Below are 16,344 nucleotides of genomic sequence, written 5' to 3'. Positions count from 1 at the left end.
GTGCTTCTTGCACAACCAGGCCGCGTTCGATTGCGCACTTTCACCGAACGTGGATCATGTGAGGTACAGCACAATACAAGCCCGGTTCGTCCCACAAGGACCTCCGGGCCTGCACCGACGAGGTGATCGACGATGGTTGCATCCCCGACCTATCCGGTCCAGCTCATCCAGCCCGATGGCCGGCGCGTCCACAACCCCGAATACTCCGCGTTGGTCGCCGACGTCGATGCCGCGCGCCTGCGCGAGATCTATCGCGATCTCGTCGTCGTCCGCCGACTCGACACCGAAGCCACCGCGCTCCAGCGACAGGGCGAGCTCGGGCTCTGGGCCCCGCTGACCGGCCAAGAGGCCGCACAAGTGGGATCCGCCCATGCGCTGCGGCCCGACGACTACATTTTCACCAGCTACCGTGAGCACGGAGTCGCCTGGTGTCGCGGAGTCGACCCCGCCGACATGACCCGGATGTGGCGCGGCTGCTCCCACTCCGGCTGGGATCCGGCCACCGTGAACATGACGAACCCCGCGATCGTGGTGGGTTCGCAGGGGCTGCATGCCACCGGCTACGCGATGGGCGCCAAGCTCGACGGCGCAGACATCGCGACCGTCGTCTATTTCGGGGACGGCGCCACCAGCCAGGGCGACGTGTCGGAGGCGCTGGGCTTCGCTGTGAGCTGGGGGGTCGGGGTCGTCTTCTTCTGCCAGAACAACCACTGGGCGATCAGTGCCCCCACTCAGGTCCAGACACCGGTTCCGCTCGCGCAACGCGCCGCCGGATTCGGGATGCCTGCCGTGCAGGTCGACGGCAACGATGTGCTCGCGGTCCTCGCAGTCACTCGACGTGCCGCGCAGCACACACGTGACGGAGCCGGACCGTTCTTCGTCGAGGCCCTGACCTACCGGATGGGGCCGCACACCACCTCGGACGACCCCAGCCGCTACCGCACCGACGCCGACCTCGACGAATGGCGAGCTCGCGACCCGATCGAACGGGTCCGAAAGTTGCTCGAACGGGAGGGCCTCGCCGACGACGCGTTCCTCGCCGACGTGAAGGACACCTCCGACACCGCTGCAACGCGCCTGCGCACCGGCACTCTCGCCCTGCCCGATCCGGAACCGCTGAGCATGTTCGACCACGTGTACGCCACCGAGCATCCCCTGATCGAACGCGAACGCGCCGACTACGCCGGCTATCTCACGAGCTTCGAGACGCCGAAATTCGATATCCCGGAGGAGGCCGCACGATGACCACCACGACGATGACACTCGGCGCAGCGCTCAATGCCGGTCTGCGACGGGCCCTCGAACACGATCGCAAGGTCGTGATCATGGGCGAGGACGTAGGCAAGCTCGGCGGTGTCTTCCGCATCACCGACACACTGCAGAAGGATTTCGGGGACGGCCGGGTGATCGATACCCCACTGGCCGAGTCCGGAATCGTCGGTACCGCGTTCGGGATGGCACTGCGCGGCTACCGGCCGGTGTGTGAAATCCAATTCGACGGGTTCGTCTACCCGGCGTTCGACCAGATCGTCTCCCAGGTCGCGAAGATCCACTACCGGACAGCGGGTGCCGTCCGAGCCCCTCTGACGATCCGTATCCCGTATGGCGGGGGGATCGGCGCGGTCGAGCACCATTCGGAATCGCCCGAGGTGTATTTCACGCACACCGCGGGCCTACGGGTGGTGTCCCCCAGCAACCCCGCCGACGCGTTCGCGATGATCCAGCAGTCCATCGCCCTCGATGACCCGGTGATTTTCCTCGAACCGAAGCACCGCTATTGGGAACGCGGCTCCGTCGACGTCGACGCGCAACCGGACCTGCCGCTCGATCGGGCCCGTATCGTCCGATCCGGGACCGATGCCACCCTCGTGACCTTCGGCGCACTCGTGACGACGGCCCTCCACTCCGCGGATATCGCTGACGGCGAGGGGCATTCGATCGAGGTCATCGACCTGCGGTCGCTGTCCCCCATCGATTTCGACACGATCGAGGAATCGGTGCGCCGCACGGGCCGGCTCGTCGTCGTGCAGGAGGCGCCTGTGTTCTGCGGGGTGGGGGCCGAAATCGCTGCGCATATCGGTGAACGTTGCTTCTATCAGCTGGAGGCTCCGGTACTTCGGGTGGGCGGATTCGACATTCCGTATCCCCCTGCAAAGCTCGAATCCCACCATCGCCCCGACCCCGACCGGATACTCGACGCCGTCGACCGCAGTCTCGCGGCGTGACGATTGGAGGACCGATGGTCGACACCGTCAAGGAATTCCGGTTGCCCGATCTGGGTGAGGGCCTGACCGACGCGGATCTTGTCGCGTGGAAGGTGCAGGTAGGCGACCACCTCGAGCTCAACCAGGTAATCGCCGAGGTGGAGACGGCGAAGGCTGCGGTGGAGTTGCCGTCGCCGTACGCCGGCACCGTCGCCGAACTGCTCGCCTCCCCCGGCGACACCGTGCCGGTGGGGGCGACGTTGCTGCGGATCACGGTGTCCGGTAGCGGTGGCTCCGATACCGACACCCCCGCCGCGAAGCCTGATCAGCCGGAAACCGAGCAGCGACCGCAGGTTCTCGTCGGTTACGGCCCCGGTGACGCCCCTGTCAGCAGACGCGCCTCTCGGAAGGCATTGTCCGAGACCGACTCCGACGAGAAGATGAGCAGCAGCGGCACTGTCGCGCTTCGGCCCGACGCGAAGCCCGGCGCCCGACGGGAGGCGAAGGACCTCGGCGTCGACCTCGCTACCGTCGAGGGCACAGGTCCCGGTGGTGTGATCACCCGCGCCGATGTGCGGCGCCGCGCCGACCGGGGTCTTCCGCAGGCATCCGGTACCGACGACGACACGCGCGTGTCCATCCGCGGGATACGCAAGCGCAGCGCCGCGGCCGTCACACGCAGTGCCTTCACGGCTCCCCATGCGACGGTGTTCCTGACGTGCGATGCCACGCATACTGTCGAACTGGTGACGCGGCTGCGGTCGTCACCTCCGTTCGACGGCACGCACCTGACATCGCTGTCCGTCGTCGCGACCGCACTGATGCGCGCCATCGCCGACGAGCCGTCGCTGAATTCGTCGTGGGACGAGGAAGCCCAGGAGATCGTCGTTCACCACCGTGTTCATCTGGGTGTCGCGACAGCCACCGACGAAGGCCTGAAGGTACCGGTGGTGCGCGATGCGCACGCGATGCGTCTACCCGAACTGGCCGACGCGATCGCTTCGGCCTCGGGCGGCGCGCGCTCGGGTGAGTCCACGCCTGTCGATCTGACGGGGTCGACGATCTCGATCACCAACGTGGGTGTGTTCGGGATCGACGCAGGCACCCCCATCCTCAATCCCGGGGAGGCCGCGATCCTGGCAGTCGGAGCGATCACCGACCGACCCTGGGTGGTCGACGGCGCTCTTGCGGTGCGGAAGGTCGTGACGTTGTCGCTCGCGTTCGATCACCGGCTGGTCGACGGTGAACAGGCCGGGCGCGCGCTTGCCGCGGTAGGCGCCATCCTGAGGGATCCGGTACCGACTCTCATCGCGAGACCCTGACAGCCCGCCTCACAGAATCCCGCTGGCGTGGAGCCACGTGATCGATGCTGCCCTCACACGCGCCCGCGCCGCAGTGTTCACCGTCTTCGGTATCAACGGCTTCCTCCTCGCGATGTGGGTCGTCCATATCCCGGTGGTTCAGCAGCGAGTAGGTGTCGGTCACGCCGCGCTCGGAACCCTGCTGCTTGCCCTCGCGGTCGGCGCCCTGATGGGTATGCAGGCGACCGGGTACCTCGCCGACCGGTTCGGCAGCAATCGCACCACCGTGCTGTTCGCGGCAATTCTCGCTGTCGCGGTGATCGGGCCCGGCCTCGCCACCGCGCCGTGGCAGCTTGCCGTCGCCCTGGTCGTATTCGGCTTCGCGAATGGTGCGCTCGATGTGTCGATGAACTCTCAGGCCGTACTCGTGGAGAGGCGCTACCACCGCCCGATCATGGCCGCGTTCCACGGGCTGTTCTCGATGGGCGGGATCGCCGGGTCGCTGGTGGGTGCAGCGACACTCGCCGTGGGAATCGACCCGCCGGTGACGTTGGCGGCGGCCGGAGCAGTCGGTCTCGCCGCGATCCTGTGGTCGGCCCCTCGTCTCGTGCCAAGTGAGCCGACACCGCACGTACCCGCGGAGAGCAGCGCGGGTGGGTCCTCGATGCGGGTGATCTTGCTCGGCGGCGTCGCGTTCGGCCTGATGCTCAGCGAGGGCGTCGCCAACGACTGGAGTGCACTCCAGGTCAAGGAGCATCTGGGCGCCTCGGATTCCGTGGCGGCGCTGGCCTTCGGTGCGTTCTCCGCGACGATGACGCTGGGCCGGTTCGTCGCCGACCGGGTGAGCGCGCGGATCGGCGGCGTCGCCGTGGTCCGGTTCGGCACTCTCGCGGCTGCGGCGGGCATGGCTCTGGTGATGACGTCGCCGGGGGTGCCGACGACCCTCGTCGGGTGGGCGTTGTTCGGGCTCGGCCTGTCGGGGGCGGTCCCTCAGATCTTCACCGCCGCGGGCAACATCGCGACCGGCACTCCGGGCAAGAACATGTCGCGGGTCGTCGGTCTGGGCTACATCGGGTTTCTTGCCGGTCCGGCTGCGATCGGCTGGATCTCGGAGGTGTCGTCGTTGACGGTGGCGATGGTGGTGCCGTTGGTGTGTGTCCTCGTCGCTGCGGCGCTCGCTCCGGCTCTCAAATGAAAAGTGTGGATCCGAGCCGGATTTCCCGGGCTCGGATCCACACCTTCGGGTCAGTGTTCTAGAGAGCCTTCAGCTCTTCCGTCACCTCTCCGACCATCTTCTTGGCATCCCCGAACAGCATCGACGTCTGATCCAGCGTGAACAGCGGATTCTCGATGCCCGCATAACCGGAGCTCATCGACCGCTTCATCACGATCACCGAACGGGACTGATCCACATTGAGGATCGGCATACCGTAGATCGGAGACGACGAATCCAAGCGTGCCGCAGGGTTGGTCACGTCGTTCGCGCCGATGACGATGGTGACATCGGTACGGCCGAACTCGCCGTTGATGTCGTCCATTTCCTTCATCGCGTCGTACTCGACGTCGGCTTCGGCGAGCAACACGTTCATATGACCGGGCATCCGACCGGCAACCGGGTGGATCGCGTACTTGACCTCGACGCCGCGCTCTTCGAGCAGCGCCGCCATCTCCTTGACCGCGTGCTGCGCCTGCGCGACCGCCAGACCGTAACCGGGGACGACGATGACCTGATTTGCATAGGCCATCTGGATCGCGGCATCGGAGGCAGAGGTCGCCTTGACGGTGCCACCACCGGGGCCTGCCGCCGCGCCGCCCTCGTCGCCGCCACCGAACGCGCCGAACACGATCGCCGGGATGGAGCGGTTCATGGCCTTGGCCATGAGGTTGGTCAAGATGGTGCCGGACGCGCCGACGATCATGCCTGCGACGATCATCGCCTGGTTGTTCAGCGCCAGGCCGGCCGCGGCAGCGGACAGACCCGTCAGAGCGTTGAGCAGCGAGATCACGACGGGCATGTCGGCGCCACCGATCGGCAGCACGACGAACAGACCCATCAGGCCCGCGATGACGAGCAGCAGCACGATCCACCACGACGCGAGCGGCTCACCGTCGGCGCTGATACCGATGTACACGGCGACCGCGATGGACGCGATCACGAGCACGATGTTGGCGAGCTGGAACAGCTTCGCCGCGGAGACCAGCTTCTTCTCGAGGTTCTTGTTCAGCAGCTCCTGCAGTTTGGCGAACGCGACGAGCGAGCCCCAGAAGGAGATCGAGCCGATGATCGCGGCGAAGAGCGAGCCGACGATCATGGTGACGGTCGGAATGTCGTCGAGGGTGGTGAAGCTCGAGGACTCGAGGTACTCGGCCCACGCGATCAGCGCGACGGTGCCACCGCCGACGCCGTTGAACAGCGCAACCAGCTGCGGCATCGCCGTCATCTTGGTCTTCAGGGCCGGCGGCACACCGAGGATGACACCGACGGCCAGACCGCCGATGATCAGACCCCAGTTCTCGGTCTCACGGATGTCGATGAGCACCGCGATGACCGCGACACCCATACCGACTGCGGCGATGTAGTTGCCGCGCACTGCGGTCTTCGGTCCGGTCAGGCCCGACAGACCGTAGATGAACATCGCGAACGCGACGATGTACAGGACTGAAACGAGGTAACTCATCAGGCGTCAGCCCCCTTCTCGGCAGCCTGCGGGGCCTGCTTGCGCTGTTTGAACATCCCGAGCATGCGGTCGGTGACGACGAAGCCGCCGACCACGTTCAGGGTGCCGAAGACAAGGGCGACGAACAGGATGATCTTGATTCCCCAGTGGGCGTCGCCGGGCAGGTGCCCGAGGACCACCAGGGCGCCGAGCACGACGATGCCGTGAATGGCGTTGGTACCGGACATCAGCGGCGTGTGCAGCGTGTTCGGGACCTTGGAGATGACGGCGAATCCGACGAATCCGGCAAGGACCAGAATCGCGATGTTCGCGAGCAGTTCGTTGTACATCTAGACGTTCTCCTTCGACCGCGTCACGCATGCACCCGAAAGGATCTCGTCCGAGAAATCGGGGGCGAGCGCGCCGCTCTCGTCGAGCAACAGCTCGATCAGCGCGGACACGTTCTTCGAATAGAGCTCGGACGCGTGCTCGGGCATCGTCGCGGGCAGGTTCAGCGGCGAGCAGATCGTCACGTCGTGCTTGACGACGGTCTGTCCGGGCTCGGTGAGCTCACAGTTGCCACCGGTCTCGCCGGCGAGGTCGACGATGACCGAACCGGGCTTCATGCCCTCGACGGCAGCGGCGGTCACCAGTCGCGGCGCGGGGCGACCCGGCACCAGAGCGGTGGTGATGACGACGTCGAAGCCCTTGATGGCATTCTCGAGCGCCTGCTGCTGCTGGGCGCGTTCCTCGTCGGTGAGCTCGCGGGCGTATCCACCCTCGCCTGCGGCATCGATGCCGAGATCGAGCCACTGCGCTCCGACGGAGCGCACCTGGTCGGCAACCTCGGGCCGCACGTCGTATCCGGTGGTGCGGCCACCGAGACGCTTCGCGGTGGCGAGAGCCTGCAGGCCCGCAACGCCCACGCCGAGCACCAGCACGGTCGCCGGCTTCACAGTGCCTGCAGCGGTGGTCAGCATCGGGAAGAAACGCGTCGATTCCGATGCGGCGACGAGCACCGACTTGTAACCCGACACGTTGCCCTGCGACGACAGCGCGTCCATCACCTGTGCACGCGAGATACGCGGGATGGCCTCGACTGCGTACGCCTCGACCCCAGCGGTGGTCAGTGCACCGATCTGGTTCTCCGCGTTGCGCGGAGCGAGGAAGCCGATGAGTTTCTGTCCCGACTTCAACCGGGCCACCTCGGCATCCGACGGCGGTGCGACCTTGACGACGATGTCGGCCGACCACGCGTCACCGATCGTGGCGCCCGCTTCCTTGTATGCACCGTCCGGGATCAGTGCGTTCTGACCGGCCCCGGGCTCGACGATGACGTCGAATCCCTTCGAAACGAGCGAGGGCACTACCTTCGGCACCAGCGCGACCCGCCGCTCGCCGTCGTTCGTCTCACGAACGACACCGACGGCCGGGCGGCGGCGGTCCCCGCTCTCCGTGTTCGATCCTTCGCTACTCAATATTCTCTAACTCCTGCGTCGAATGAAATTGCCGCGCGCGGCGCCGCGATCGGCGGCGAATGGCGTGTCTGTCGGCCATGTAACGGCCCTACACGTGTGTTGTAAGCCTTGCCAGACCTACCGCGCCCACAGGCGGGCCGCAACTGGCCCGGACTGTCTGAATCGAGTCCGAACAGTAAGAAAATGCAAGAATGTGAGGCACCTCACTTCACAGGCGCACCTTCGCATCTGTGAGAAGTCGACTCCGGGAGGTACACATGTCGCGACGTGAAGTCAGTGTCGAGCGGGTCTACGACCACCCTGGCGCCGAGGATTCCGTGCGTGTCCTCGTGGACCGGTTGTGGCCCCGAGGACTTCGCAAGGATGCTTTCCATTACGACGACTGGGCGAAGGAACTTGCACCCTCGACGGATCTGCGGAAGTGGTACTCGCACGACACAGCGTTGTTCGCAGAGTTCCGCGAGCGGTACATCGACGAGTTGATGTCGCCCGACGGTCGCGCCGCGATCGAGCGGCTCGACACGCTTGCCGACGGACGCCCCCTCGTACTTCTCACCGCCACCCGCGACGTCGAGCACAGCGGCGCGGAGGTCCTTGCCGAGCACCTGCGCGAGGAGTAATACGAAGCGAATGAGCGATGATCTCGGCGGCGACCCGGTGTGCTGGCTCGACCGCGTCTGCCCGGAATGCGGCCTGTTCCTCGACGACCCGGATGCGCCGTGCCCGCGCTGTGGACACGAGTGGGACAACTTCCCCACGACCTGATCCCGACCGCTACGGTCCGAAGACAGTCCCTACGAGAAGGCAATCCCTACGAGAAGACACATGGCCGTCCCTACTGCGATCTACGACCTCGCGTTTCCCGCGCGGCGCATCGCCGTGCTCACCGGCGCCGGGATGTCCGCCGAGAGCGGAGTGCCGACATTCCGCGATGCGCAGACCGGATTGTGGGAGAAATTCGACCCCGCGGCGCTCGCAACACCCGAAGCATGGAACGACGACCCTTCCCTTGTGTGGGCCTGGTACCAGTGGCGCGTCGAATTGGTGCGGCGAGTGCAGCCGAACGCCGGTCACCTGGCACTTTCCGACTGGGGACGCGCGACGGATATGCAGATCACGACGCAGAACGTCGACGATCTGCACGAGCGTGCAGGCAGCGCGGTCCTCGCACACCTGCACGGCAGTCTGTTCGAGCCGCGCTGCGCCGACTGCGGCAGCGCAGCCGAAGTCCCCGAACCGCCCGCGGCACCCGTCGAACGACTCGAGCCGCCGGTGTGCGCGGACTGCAGCGGACTGGTCCGTCCCGGCGTCGTGTGGTTCGGGGAGATGTTGCCCGAGCAGCCGTGGGAGGCAGCGACGGCGTCCCTGCGCGAGGCAGATCTTCTGCTGGTCGTGGGTACGTCCGGGGTGGTGTATCCGGCGGCGGGCCTGCCGTCGCTCGCACGACGCCACGGAGTTCCGGTGGTGGAGATCAATCCTGACGACACCGACCTGTCGGATCAGGCCGACCATGTGTGGCGCACGACCGCCGCGGTAGGGCTGCCGGAACTGGTGTCGGCGATACAGTGAGCAGGTGGACTCCTGCGTGTTCTGCGACATAGCCGGAGGTGCCGCGCCCGCCGCGCTCGTCTACCAGGACGACCATGTGGTCGCGTTCCTCGACATCCGGCCCCTGGCGCGCGGGCATCTGCTGGTGGTGCCGCGCACCCATTCCGAACGGCTCGAGGACCTCGACCCCGTGTACGCGGCGTCGATGTTCCAGGCGGGCCAGCGCATGGCCCGCGCACTCACCCGATCCGATCTCGCCACCGACGGGGCCAACCTGGTGGTCAACGACGGTCGCGCCGCATTCCAGACCGTATTCCACATGCACCTGCACGTCATTCCCCGATGGAACGGCGACCGCTTCCGTCTCGGTGTCGGCGTCCTCCGCCGCAAACACCGCAACCCTGAATCCACCGCTGCGGCCATCCGCGTCGGCCTCGACCGTCTTTCGAAAGAGGAGAATCTGTGACCACCCCGACCGGCAGTTCCGAAACCAGCGAATTCTCCATCGACGTCATCCGGCCGTTACTTCTCGAGCAGTTCGAGGTTCTCGACACGTTGCTCTCCGGCATCGACGGAGATGCCTGGTTCACCCCCACCGAACTGCCCGGATGGACAGTCAAGGACATCGCCGCGCACCTGATCGGAACCGAATCTCTGCTCGCCGGGATCGCCGCACCTCATGTCGACATCGACGTGCACACACTGGGCCATGTCCACAACGAAATCGCGGCGTTCAACGAGCTGTGGGTCGAGCATCTTCGCCGTGTCCCAGGACCGGAGGTACTCGCCCGCTACCGCGACATCGTCGCGCAGCGACGCGAGAGTCTGAATGCGATGACCCAGAACGACTTCGACGCCCCGGCCGACACCCCGGTCGGTCCGGCAACCTATGGCCGGTTCATGCGTATCAGGGTGTTCGACTGCTGGCTACACGAACTGGACATTCACGACGCGCTGGGTACCGTCGGCAGCGAAGGTGGTGCCCGAGCTCAACTCGGGTCCGCCGAGATCTTCGGTGCGGTGCCGTTCGTCGTGGGCAAGCGTGGCAAGGCTCCCGAAGGTTCGCGGATCACGATCGAGCTCACGGGGCCTCTCGCCCGCACGATCCATCTGGAGGTGGCAGGACGTGCGAATACAGTTGCGTCGCTGTCGGGGCCCGCGACGAGCACGATCACGATGGAATCTGCGTTGTTCGTGCGGCTCGCAGGTGGGCGTGTCAGCGGCGTCGACAAGCTCGGTGAGGTGGTTCTCGGTGGAGACACCGAGGTAGGAGGCCGTATCGTCGAGAATCTCGCGTTCACGATCTGACCGATGCGCCTGTTCCTGTCGTCCTACCGGTTCGGGTCCGATCCTGCGCGTCTGCTGGCGGTGACGCGCGGGCCCGGGCCCATCGCCGTAATCGCCAATGCCGGTGACGCATGGCCCGCTCGCGCGCGGGAGTCGAGTGTGACCAGCGAGTTCGGTCCGCTGCGGGGCCTCGGATACGAGCCGGAGGAAGTCGATCTCCGCGATCATCCTGCGGATCCGGATGGACTTCGAGCGCGGCTCGCCGCCTTCTCTTCGGTGTGGGTGCGCGGAGGTAACACTTTTGTGCTGCGCGCCCAGCTCGCCCGGAGTGGCGGCGACGCGGTGCTCACCGACCTGGTCGGATCCGGCGCCCTCGCGTACGGGGGCTACAGCGCCGGAGCCTGCATCGCGACTCCCACGCTGCGGGGGCTCGAGTTCTCGGATGATCCAGCGGAGGTCGTCGAGATCGGGGCAGGCCCGGTGCTGTGGGACGGGCTCGGCTGGATCGATCACTCGGTCGTTCCCCATGCGGGAGATTCGCTGCTGGGCGACGACGGCGTGGGCCGCACTCTGGAATATCTTCGCCGCGAGTCCATCCCATTCGTGGCGCTGCGCGACGACGACGCACTGGTGATCGAGACCGACGGTCCGACCCGGATGTAAAGTCGTGAGCATGTCGAACAACACTGAGACCGCCGTCCGCATCGAACACCTGCCCGAGCAGTCGCGGTTCGCACTGTTCATCGGTGACGATCTCGCAGCGTATGCCGACTACAGCGAGGCCGACGGACTACGCGACTTCGACCACACGGTCACCGAAGCGGACTTCCGTGGCCGCGGGCTCGCCGGGCAGGTCGTGCAGTACGCCCTCGACACGACCCGCCAGCAGGGCCTGAAGATCGGCACATCCTGCTCGTACGTCGAGAAGTTCGTCTCCGAGCATCCCGAGTACCGGAACTGACGGCGTCGTCCTCACACTGTCACATCGCGGCGGCGGAAGCCCACGACTGCCGCCGCGACCAACACCACCGTCGCCGCACCGAGTATGAGCATCGGTGCAACACTTGCACTTTCGTATGGTACGAGCGGTATATGAGAGAACGGCGAGAGGTCGCGCAGCCACTGCGACAGATTCAGCAGTTCACCGAACCACGCCACGAACACCGCATAGACGACGAGAACCCAGGCCAGGTTTGCCAGTCTCGGGACGAGCCCGACCAGCGCTAGCGACACCGAGAAGACGAACAATACCGCGGGCGCGTACGCCAGTGCAGCACCACACATCCGGATGATCCAGTCGGCCTCACCGGTCGCGATGGACATACCCAGACCGGTGGCAGCACCCGTGACGACCGATGCGACGACCACCTGCGCCACGATGACCGCGACGATCCACAGGAACGATCGCGTACGCGGTGTCCCGGTGACGATCACCAGTCCGATTCGGCCGGCATCCTCGTCTGCGTGGATACGCATGACCGCTGAGACGGCGAACGCCGCGATTCCCACAACGAGGAACAGCAGCATCGTCGCACCGAACGAGGCGGTGAGCGATTGTGTGTCACCACCGAGGAATTCGCCGATGTCGGGGACGCTGTCGACCATGTCCTGGATCGAATCGGCGAGAGTGCCCATCGCCAGTCCGAGGAGTGCAAGGGCTGCCGTCCACGCCACGAACGTCCCGCGCAGCAGCCGCCATGCCGGTCCGGGCGGAGTGAGCAGCGACGCCGAGGCTTCGGCGGGCCCCGGCTTCGGAGCACGCAACCCGGCGCCGATGTCCCGGCGCCGCGAGAGCGCAACAGCGAATACGAGCAGTGCACCGATCGCCACCACCGACAGCAGCAGCGGCCACCACCGCTCGTCGACGTAGAGGCGGGTCTGTTGCGCCCATGCGATCGGCGACAGCCACGACACCCAGGACCCTGTGGGTTCGAGAATGTCGCCGAACCCGCGTACGAGGAAGGCCACCGCGAGGACCGCGAGTGCGGTGCCCGACGCTGTCCGCGAATGCTCACTGAACTGCGCCGTCACAGCAGCCACTGCGCCGAACAGCAGGCCCGTGACAGCCGTGGCCACGCCGAACAGCACCGATCCCGTGACAGGGAGGCCTCCCGCAAGCAGCGCGAGAGTGACACCGGCACCGACGATCGAGTCGGCGACCGCGACGGCGAGCAGAGCGGCCGCGGGGGGCGCGAACGGGCCCACGGGGAGCGCACGAAGCAGTTCGAGTCGCCCGGCTTCCTCTTCGGCACGCGTGTGCCGCACCACGAGCAGAATGTTCATGATTGCGACGGCAACGATGAGCGTCAAGCTCAGCTCGTTGGCGGTCATCGCGCCCAGTGTGTAGTTGTCGGCTCCGTACGCCGGACCGGTCATCAGCACCGCGGCGGGGTTTTCGAGCAGTGCCGCGCGGGCCTGCCTGGCCGCCTCGTCCGGATAGGCCGCGATGAGACTTTCGACGGTCACGTACACGGTGAATGCGAGTGCGAGGGTCCACACCGCGATGCGTACACGATCCAGCCGGAGGTAGAGCCGGAGCAGGTCGCCGATTCCACTGAATCGGTGCGCACTTCGGGCATCGATGTCGGCACCGGAAGCGAGTACGGCGGTCATCGGGTCGTCACCTCCTCTTCTTCGGGCGCATCTGTGGGGGTATCGCCGTAATGACGCAGGAAGAGTTCCTCGAGTGACGGCGGGGTGATCGTCAGATTCGCGATGTCGAGTTCTGCGAGTGCGCGCAGTACGGGGGTGACCGCAGCATTGTCGACGTCGAAGGCGAGATGACCGTCGTCGTAGGTCAGGTCGTGCACGCCGGTGAGCGATGCGAACCCACCCGGGAGCGTGGGCACGGTGGCTCGCACCGCGGAGCGGGTCAGGTGCCGCAACTGCGCGAGAGTCCCTGTCTCCACGTCTTTTCCGGAGCGGATGATCGTCACGGTGTCGCAGAGTTTCTCGACCTCGGCGAGAATGTGACTCGACAGCAGCACCGTTCGTCCGGCGTCACGCAATGCGCGCACCTCGTCGGTGAACACGGCCTCCATCAGTGGGTCGAGTCCGGACGTGGGCTCGTCGAACAGGTACAGTTCGACGTCCGACGCCAACGCCGCGACGAGTGCGACCTTCTGCCGGTTACCTTTCGAATAGGTGCGAGCCTTCTTGGTGGGGTCGAGTTCGAATCGCTCGAGAAGTTCGGCTCGGCGGGAAGGGCTGTCACCGCCACGGATACGAGTCAGCAGATCGATGATCTCGCCGCCGGTGAGCGCAGGCCACAAATTGGTGTCACCCGGAACATACGCGATGCGACGGTGGATCTCGACCGCATCGGTCCACGGATCGAGCCCGAGGACACGTGCCGAACCGGAGTCGGCACGCAGCATGCCGAGGAGCACGCGGATCGCCGTTGACTTTCCGGCCCCATTGGGGCCGAGAAACCCCGCCACTGTTGCAGTTCCGACTTCGATCGAGAAGCCGTCGAGGGCACGGGTGGTGCCGAACGTCTTGACGAGGTCGACGGTTTCGATGGCCGGTGTATCCATGATGCAACCTCCGTGATCGGTTACGAGAGAGCCGCCTCGCGAGCGGCCAGATACGCGGTGAGCATGCTCGAGTCGGTAAGGAGCGGTTCGGTGTAGAGCTCGAGCAACGGGAGCAGGAGACGGTCGGTGTAGGAACTGAGCCAAGCGGGCAGTGCGTCGAGGTCGAGGGGCTCGTTCGGCCCGGGGACATGCAGCAGGAGCGCGCCGGTACTCAATTCGACCAGAGCCCGCGCCCGTGCCTCAGGATTGCGACTGCGACTCACGACGCCGGACTCGGTGCCTTTCGCGAGGTAATCCTCGGTGGTGGCCACCAGATGATCGAGGAACTCTTCGGAGGCGGGGCCGCGGGCCTGGAGACTCCGGATCAGGTAGCCGATGAGCGGGGCGTAGCTCCCGATGTTCTCGAGCTGAGCGAGCATTGCCGCGACGCCGCTGCCCGGCTCGAGGGCCGAGGATTTGAGCTCTCGGATGCTGCCCAGGACGTACCCGTCGCAGTGCTCGCGCAGACCGGCCCGGGAACCGAAGTGGTGCACGATGAGCGAGGCGCTCACGCCGCATTCCGAGGCGATGGCCCGGAGTGAGACGTTCACCCCATCCCGAGCAACGCAACAGATCGCCGCGTCGCGGATGCGAGCGCGTGTGGTGAGGTCGGAAACGCCCTCGGTTGAACGCATGTTCCAAGGGTTGCACACGCGTTCAACGACGTCAAGACTGCGCCACCGGCCCGGTTCAGGAGAAACCCATCACCTGCGCGCCCCACACCTCACGCATTGCGCCCTCCGGGTCTGCGACCACTGTGTCTCGTGCATCGATGAGTAGGGTGGCCCGCTCACGCGGCTCGTACTGCGGCCAGTGCTTCGACGCGTCCAGTGCGGCAGGAACCGCGTGCTTCGCGAACGCCAACCATCGTCGCTGGATCCGGCCCGACACCTCGATCGCACTCTTGCGCCCACCGAGCCAGAAACTCGGATCTCGACCGAGCGTGCCGAAATTACCGAATACGTAGGGTAATTCGGTTGCGTGCCCGGCACCGATCCGCGCTGCCTTGAGCATCGGCGTTGCGTGGTCGAAGCGGTACACCCACGTGGGGGAATGCTCGGAGTGCGCTTCCGCCACCCACAACACCGGCATCCGGAACCCGGCGTCGCGGGACAAGGCCATCGCCCCGCTCGGCTTCGGCAGATCGGGATACGCTGCGGCGATCTCGGCGAGCCGCGCGGGCTCGAGATCGGGGCGGTCCTTCGCAAGCGCCTCCAGCATGGCGCGCACGGACGAATCGTCGACCGGCATCAACGGCGACTTCATGAACCGGAAGATCGACGGCTCGTCCTTGTTCGAACCGATGATGAGCGGCACCCGGTGCGACAGGCCTTTCTGGAATGCCGCGACCGGGTACTTGGGCACGAGGTCGCGATCGACCACCGGCGTCATGGCCAAGGTGCCCGGAACTTTCGTGGGGATCTCCCCGACCACGGTTTCGGCCGCCTCGACGAGCTGCTCGAAGGGCATCTGCCGAAGACGCCCCACCCGAGCCGGAGGCACCTCGAGGATCCCGAGGAACCGCTCGGCGACCACCGCGGCACGCTCACGGCCGTATACCGACGTCGCCGGCGGCGACTGCGCGATCGCCCGATGGAACAACCCATCCGCACGAGGCACCGTCATCAGCGTCGTGACCGAGCCCCCACCGGACGATTCGCCGAACAGGGTGACATTATCCGGGTCGCCTCCGAAGTTCGCGATGCAGTCGCGCACCCACTCGAGCGCCGAAATTTGATCTCGCAAACCCAGATTCGACTCGTATGTGTCGTCGGCGGACGAGAAGGACGACAGATCGAGGAATCCGAGGGCGCCCAGGCGATAGTTGAGGGTGACCACCACGACGTTCCCCGCTTCGCAGAGCGCACGCCCGTCGTAGATCTTCTGACCCGAGTAACCGATGACATAGGCACCACCGTGGATCCACACCATCACCGGACGTTTCTCGCCGTCCGGTTCGGGCGCCCAGATGTTGAGGGAGAGGCAGTCCTCCCCGATCGACATCTCGGGCGAGATTCCGATCGGGCTGTTCGGGCTCTGCGGAGCGATCGGACCGTACCGCTCGCAATCGAGCACGCCCGACCACGGCCGGGGACTCTCCGGCGAGCGGAATCTCATGTCGCCGCCGGTCGGGGCCGCAAACGGGATCCCCTTCCACGAATACACCGCGCCGTCGCGGTACCCGCGGGCGTCGCCGTACTTGCATCCGACAACGAGCGTCTCGGCGTCCACATGACCTCCCGGTGAGCTTCTCGCATCCCAACGTACCCATCGGCAGCCGTGCCCACGGCCCG

At 66.1% G+C, this 16,344-nt stretch carries 18 protein-coding genes; 11 read left to right on the top strand and 7 right to left on the bottom strand.

Features of this window, described 5'->3' with window-relative positions; translation table 11 throughout:
- The first annotated feature begins 132 nt into the window (after positions 1-132).
- The 4 genes from pdhA to HCA61_RS19465 are packed head-to-tail and all read left to right on the top strand — an operon-like array spanning position 133 to position 4,700.
- Entirely contained in the window at positions 133-1,245 is a 1,113-nt protein-coding gene (gene pdhA, locus HCA61_RS19480; RefSeq protein ID WP_169689837.1) for a pyruvate dehydrogenase (acetyl-transferring) E1 component subunit alpha, read from the top strand.
- Positions 1,242-2,225 carry an alpha-ketoacid dehydrogenase subunit beta gene (locus tag HCA61_RS19475; protein ID WP_169689836.1) on the top strand — a complete coding sequence of 328 codons (984 nt, stop codon included), beginning with the start codon at positions 1,242-1,244 and terminating at the stop codon, positions 2,223-2,225. The genes pdhA and HCA61_RS19475 overlap by 4 nt, the downstream gene beginning before the upstream one ends.
- A gap of 14 nt (positions 2,226-2,239) precedes the next feature.
- On the top strand, positions 2,240-3,526 hold the full coding sequence (locus HCA61_RS19470; RefSeq protein WP_169689909.1) for a dihydrolipoamide acetyltransferase family protein: 1,287 nt from the start codon (positions 2,240-2,242) through the stop codon (positions 3,524-3,526).
- Between the two features lie 40 nt (positions 3,527-3,566).
- Positions 3,567-4,700, top strand: a complete 1,134-nt coding sequence (locus tag HCA61_RS19465; RefSeq protein WP_169689908.1) for an MFS transporter — start codon at positions 3,567-3,569, stop codon at positions 4,698-4,700.
- A gap of 58 nt (positions 4,701-4,758) precedes the next feature.
- Here HCA61_RS19465 and HCA61_RS19460 read toward each other — a convergent pair whose 3' ends face one another.
- The 3 genes from HCA61_RS19460 to HCA61_RS19450 are packed head-to-tail and all read right to left on the bottom strand — an operon-like array spanning position 4,759 to position 7,640.
- Positions 4,759-6,183 carry an NAD(P)(+) transhydrogenase (Re/Si-specific) subunit beta gene (locus tag HCA61_RS19460; protein ID WP_169689835.1) on the bottom strand — a complete coding sequence of 475 codons (1,425 nt, stop codon included), beginning with the start codon at positions 6,181-6,183 and terminating at the stop codon, positions 4,759-4,761.
- A complete protein-coding gene (locus HCA61_RS19455) occupies positions 6,183-6,512 on the bottom strand; it encodes an NAD(P) transhydrogenase subunit alpha (protein WP_169689834.1) in 330 nt (109 codons plus the stop codon). Before HCA61_RS19455 ends, HCA61_RS19460 begins: the two co-directional genes overlap by 1 nt.
- Positions 6,513-7,640, bottom strand: a complete 1,128-nt coding sequence (locus HCA61_RS19450; RefSeq protein WP_169689833.1) for a Re/Si-specific NAD(P)(+) transhydrogenase subunit alpha — start codon at positions 7,638-7,640, stop codon at positions 6,513-6,515.
- Between the two features lie 257 nt (positions 7,641-7,897).
- Between HCA61_RS19450 and HCA61_RS19445 the strand changes: the two genes are divergently transcribed.
- From HCA61_RS19445 to HCA61_RS19420, 7 genes are read left to right on the top strand one after another with little or no spacing between them, the layout of a single operon-like run.
- Entirely contained in the window at positions 7,898-8,260 is a 363-nt protein-coding gene (locus HCA61_RS19445; RefSeq protein WP_169689832.1) for a DUF488 family protein, read from the top strand.
- Between the two features lie 10 nt (positions 8,261-8,270).
- Positions 8,271-8,405 (top strand): hypothetical protein, encoded by a 135-nt coding sequence (locus HCA61_RS26665; RefSeq protein ID WP_277352042.1) that lies wholly within the window; start codon positions 8,271-8,273, stop codon positions 8,403-8,405.
- Positions 8,406-8,465: 60 nt separating this feature from the next.
- Positions 8,466-9,209, top strand: a complete 744-nt coding sequence (locus HCA61_RS19440) for an NAD-dependent deacylase (RefSeq protein WP_169689831.1) — start codon at positions 8,466-8,468, stop codon at positions 9,207-9,209.
- Positions 9,210-9,213: 4 nt separating this feature from the next.
- A complete protein-coding gene (locus tag HCA61_RS19435) occupies positions 9,214-9,654 on the top strand; it encodes an HIT family protein (protein ID WP_169689830.1) in 441 nt (146 codons plus the stop codon).
- A gap of 38 nt (positions 9,655-9,692) precedes the next feature.
- The gene (locus HCA61_RS19430; RefSeq protein ID WP_346777609.1) at positions 9,693-10,496 is read left to right on the top strand and encodes a maleylpyruvate isomerase family mycothiol-dependent enzyme; all 804 of its coding nucleotides are present in this window, start codon (positions 9,693-9,695) and stop codon (positions 10,494-10,496) included.
- A gap of 3 nt (positions 10,497-10,499) precedes the next feature.
- A complete protein-coding gene (locus HCA61_RS19425; protein WP_169689828.1) occupies positions 10,500-11,138 on the top strand; it encodes a Type 1 glutamine amidotransferase-like domain-containing protein in 639 nt (212 codons plus the stop codon).
- A 10-nt stretch (positions 11,139-11,148) separates the two neighbouring features.
- Entirely contained in the window at positions 11,149-11,436 is a 288-nt protein-coding gene (locus tag HCA61_RS19420; protein WP_169689827.1) for a GNAT family N-acetyltransferase, read from the top strand.
- An 11-nt stretch (positions 11,437-11,447) separates the two neighbouring features.
- On the opposite strand, the gene HCA61_RS19415 is transcribed toward HCA61_RS19420, so the two are convergent.
- The 4 genes from HCA61_RS19415 to HCA61_RS19400 are packed head-to-tail and all read right to left on the bottom strand — an operon-like array spanning position 11,448 to position 16,282.
- A complete protein-coding gene (locus HCA61_RS19415; RefSeq protein ID WP_169689826.1) occupies positions 11,448-13,088 on the bottom strand; it encodes a polyketide antibiotic transporter in 1,641 nt (546 codons plus the stop codon).
- A complete protein-coding gene (locus HCA61_RS19410; protein ID WP_169689825.1) occupies positions 13,085-14,011 on the bottom strand; it encodes an ABC transporter ATP-binding protein in 927 nt (308 codons plus the stop codon). The genes HCA61_RS19415 and HCA61_RS19410 overlap by 4 nt, the downstream gene beginning before the upstream one ends.
- Before the next feature lie 20 nt (positions 14,012-14,031).
- Positions 14,032-14,685: a TetR/AcrR family transcriptional regulator gene (locus HCA61_RS19405; RefSeq protein ID WP_169689824.1), complete on the bottom strand. Its 654-nt coding sequence runs from the start codon at positions 14,683-14,685 to the stop codon at positions 14,032-14,034.
- 55 nt (positions 14,686-14,740) lie between these two features.
- The gene (locus HCA61_RS19400; RefSeq protein WP_169689823.1) at positions 14,741-16,282 is read right to left on the bottom strand and encodes a carboxylesterase/lipase family protein; all 1,542 of its coding nucleotides are present in this window, start codon (positions 16,280-16,282) and stop codon (positions 14,741-14,743) included.
- Positions 16,283-16,344 lie beyond the last annotated feature (62 nt).

Source organism: Rhodococcus sp. HNM0563 (assembly GCF_012726195.1).
Lineage (GTDB): Bacteria > Actinomycetota > Actinomycetes > Mycobacteriales > Mycobacteriaceae > Rhodococcus.
The sequence above is the reverse complement of the archived record's forward strand: the minus strand, read 5'-3'. Positions and strand labels throughout refer to the sequence as shown.

Bases quoted from the DNA above. Each gene is read 5' to 3' on its own strand.
- pdhA (WP_169689837.1), top strand. From the start codon at position 133: ATGGTTGCATCCCCGACCTATCCGGTCCAGCTCATCCAGCCCGATGGC.
- HCA61_RS19475 (WP_169689836.1), top strand. From the start codon at position 1,242: ATGACCACCACGACGATGACACTCGGCGCAGCGCTCAATGCCGGTCTG.
- HCA61_RS19470 (WP_169689909.1), top strand. From the start codon at position 2,240: ATGGTCGACACCGTCAAGGAATTCCGGTTGCCCGATCTGGGTGAGGGC.
- HCA61_RS19460 (WP_169689835.1), bottom strand. From the start codon at position 6,183: ATGAGTTACCTCGTTTCAGTCCTGTACATCGTCGCGTTCGCGATGTTC.
- HCA61_RS19455 (WP_169689834.1), bottom strand. From the start codon at position 6,512: ATGTACAACGAACTGCTCGCGAACATCGCGATTCTGGTCCTTGCCGGA.
- HCA61_RS19445 (WP_169689832.1), top strand. From the start codon at position 7,898: ATGTCGCGACGTGAAGTCAGTGTCGAGCGGGTCTACGACCACCCTGGC.
- HCA61_RS26665 (WP_277352042.1), top strand. From the start codon at position 8,271: ATGAGCGATGATCTCGGCGGCGACCCGGTGTGCTGGCTCGACCGCGTC.
- HCA61_RS19440 (WP_169689831.1), top strand. From the start codon at position 8,466: ATGGCCGTCCCTACTGCGATCTACGACCTCGCGTTTCCCGCGCGGCGC.
- HCA61_RS19425 (WP_169689828.1), top strand. From the start codon at position 10,500: ATGCGCCTGTTCCTGTCGTCCTACCGGTTCGGGTCCGATCCTGCGCGT.
- HCA61_RS19420 (WP_169689827.1), top strand. From the start codon at position 11,149: ATGTCGAACAACACTGAGACCGCCGTCCGCATCGAACACCTGCCCGAG.
- HCA61_RS19415 (WP_169689826.1), bottom strand. From the start codon at position 13,088: ATGACCGCCGTACTCGCTTCCGGTGCCGACATCGATGCCCGAAGTGCG.
- HCA61_RS19410 (WP_169689825.1), bottom strand. From the start codon at position 14,011: ATGGATACACCGGCCATCGAAACCGTCGACCTCGTCAAGACGTTCGGC.
- HCA61_RS19405 (WP_169689824.1), bottom strand. From the start codon at position 14,685: ATGCGTTCAACCGAGGGCGTTTCCGACCTCACCACACGCGCTCGCATC.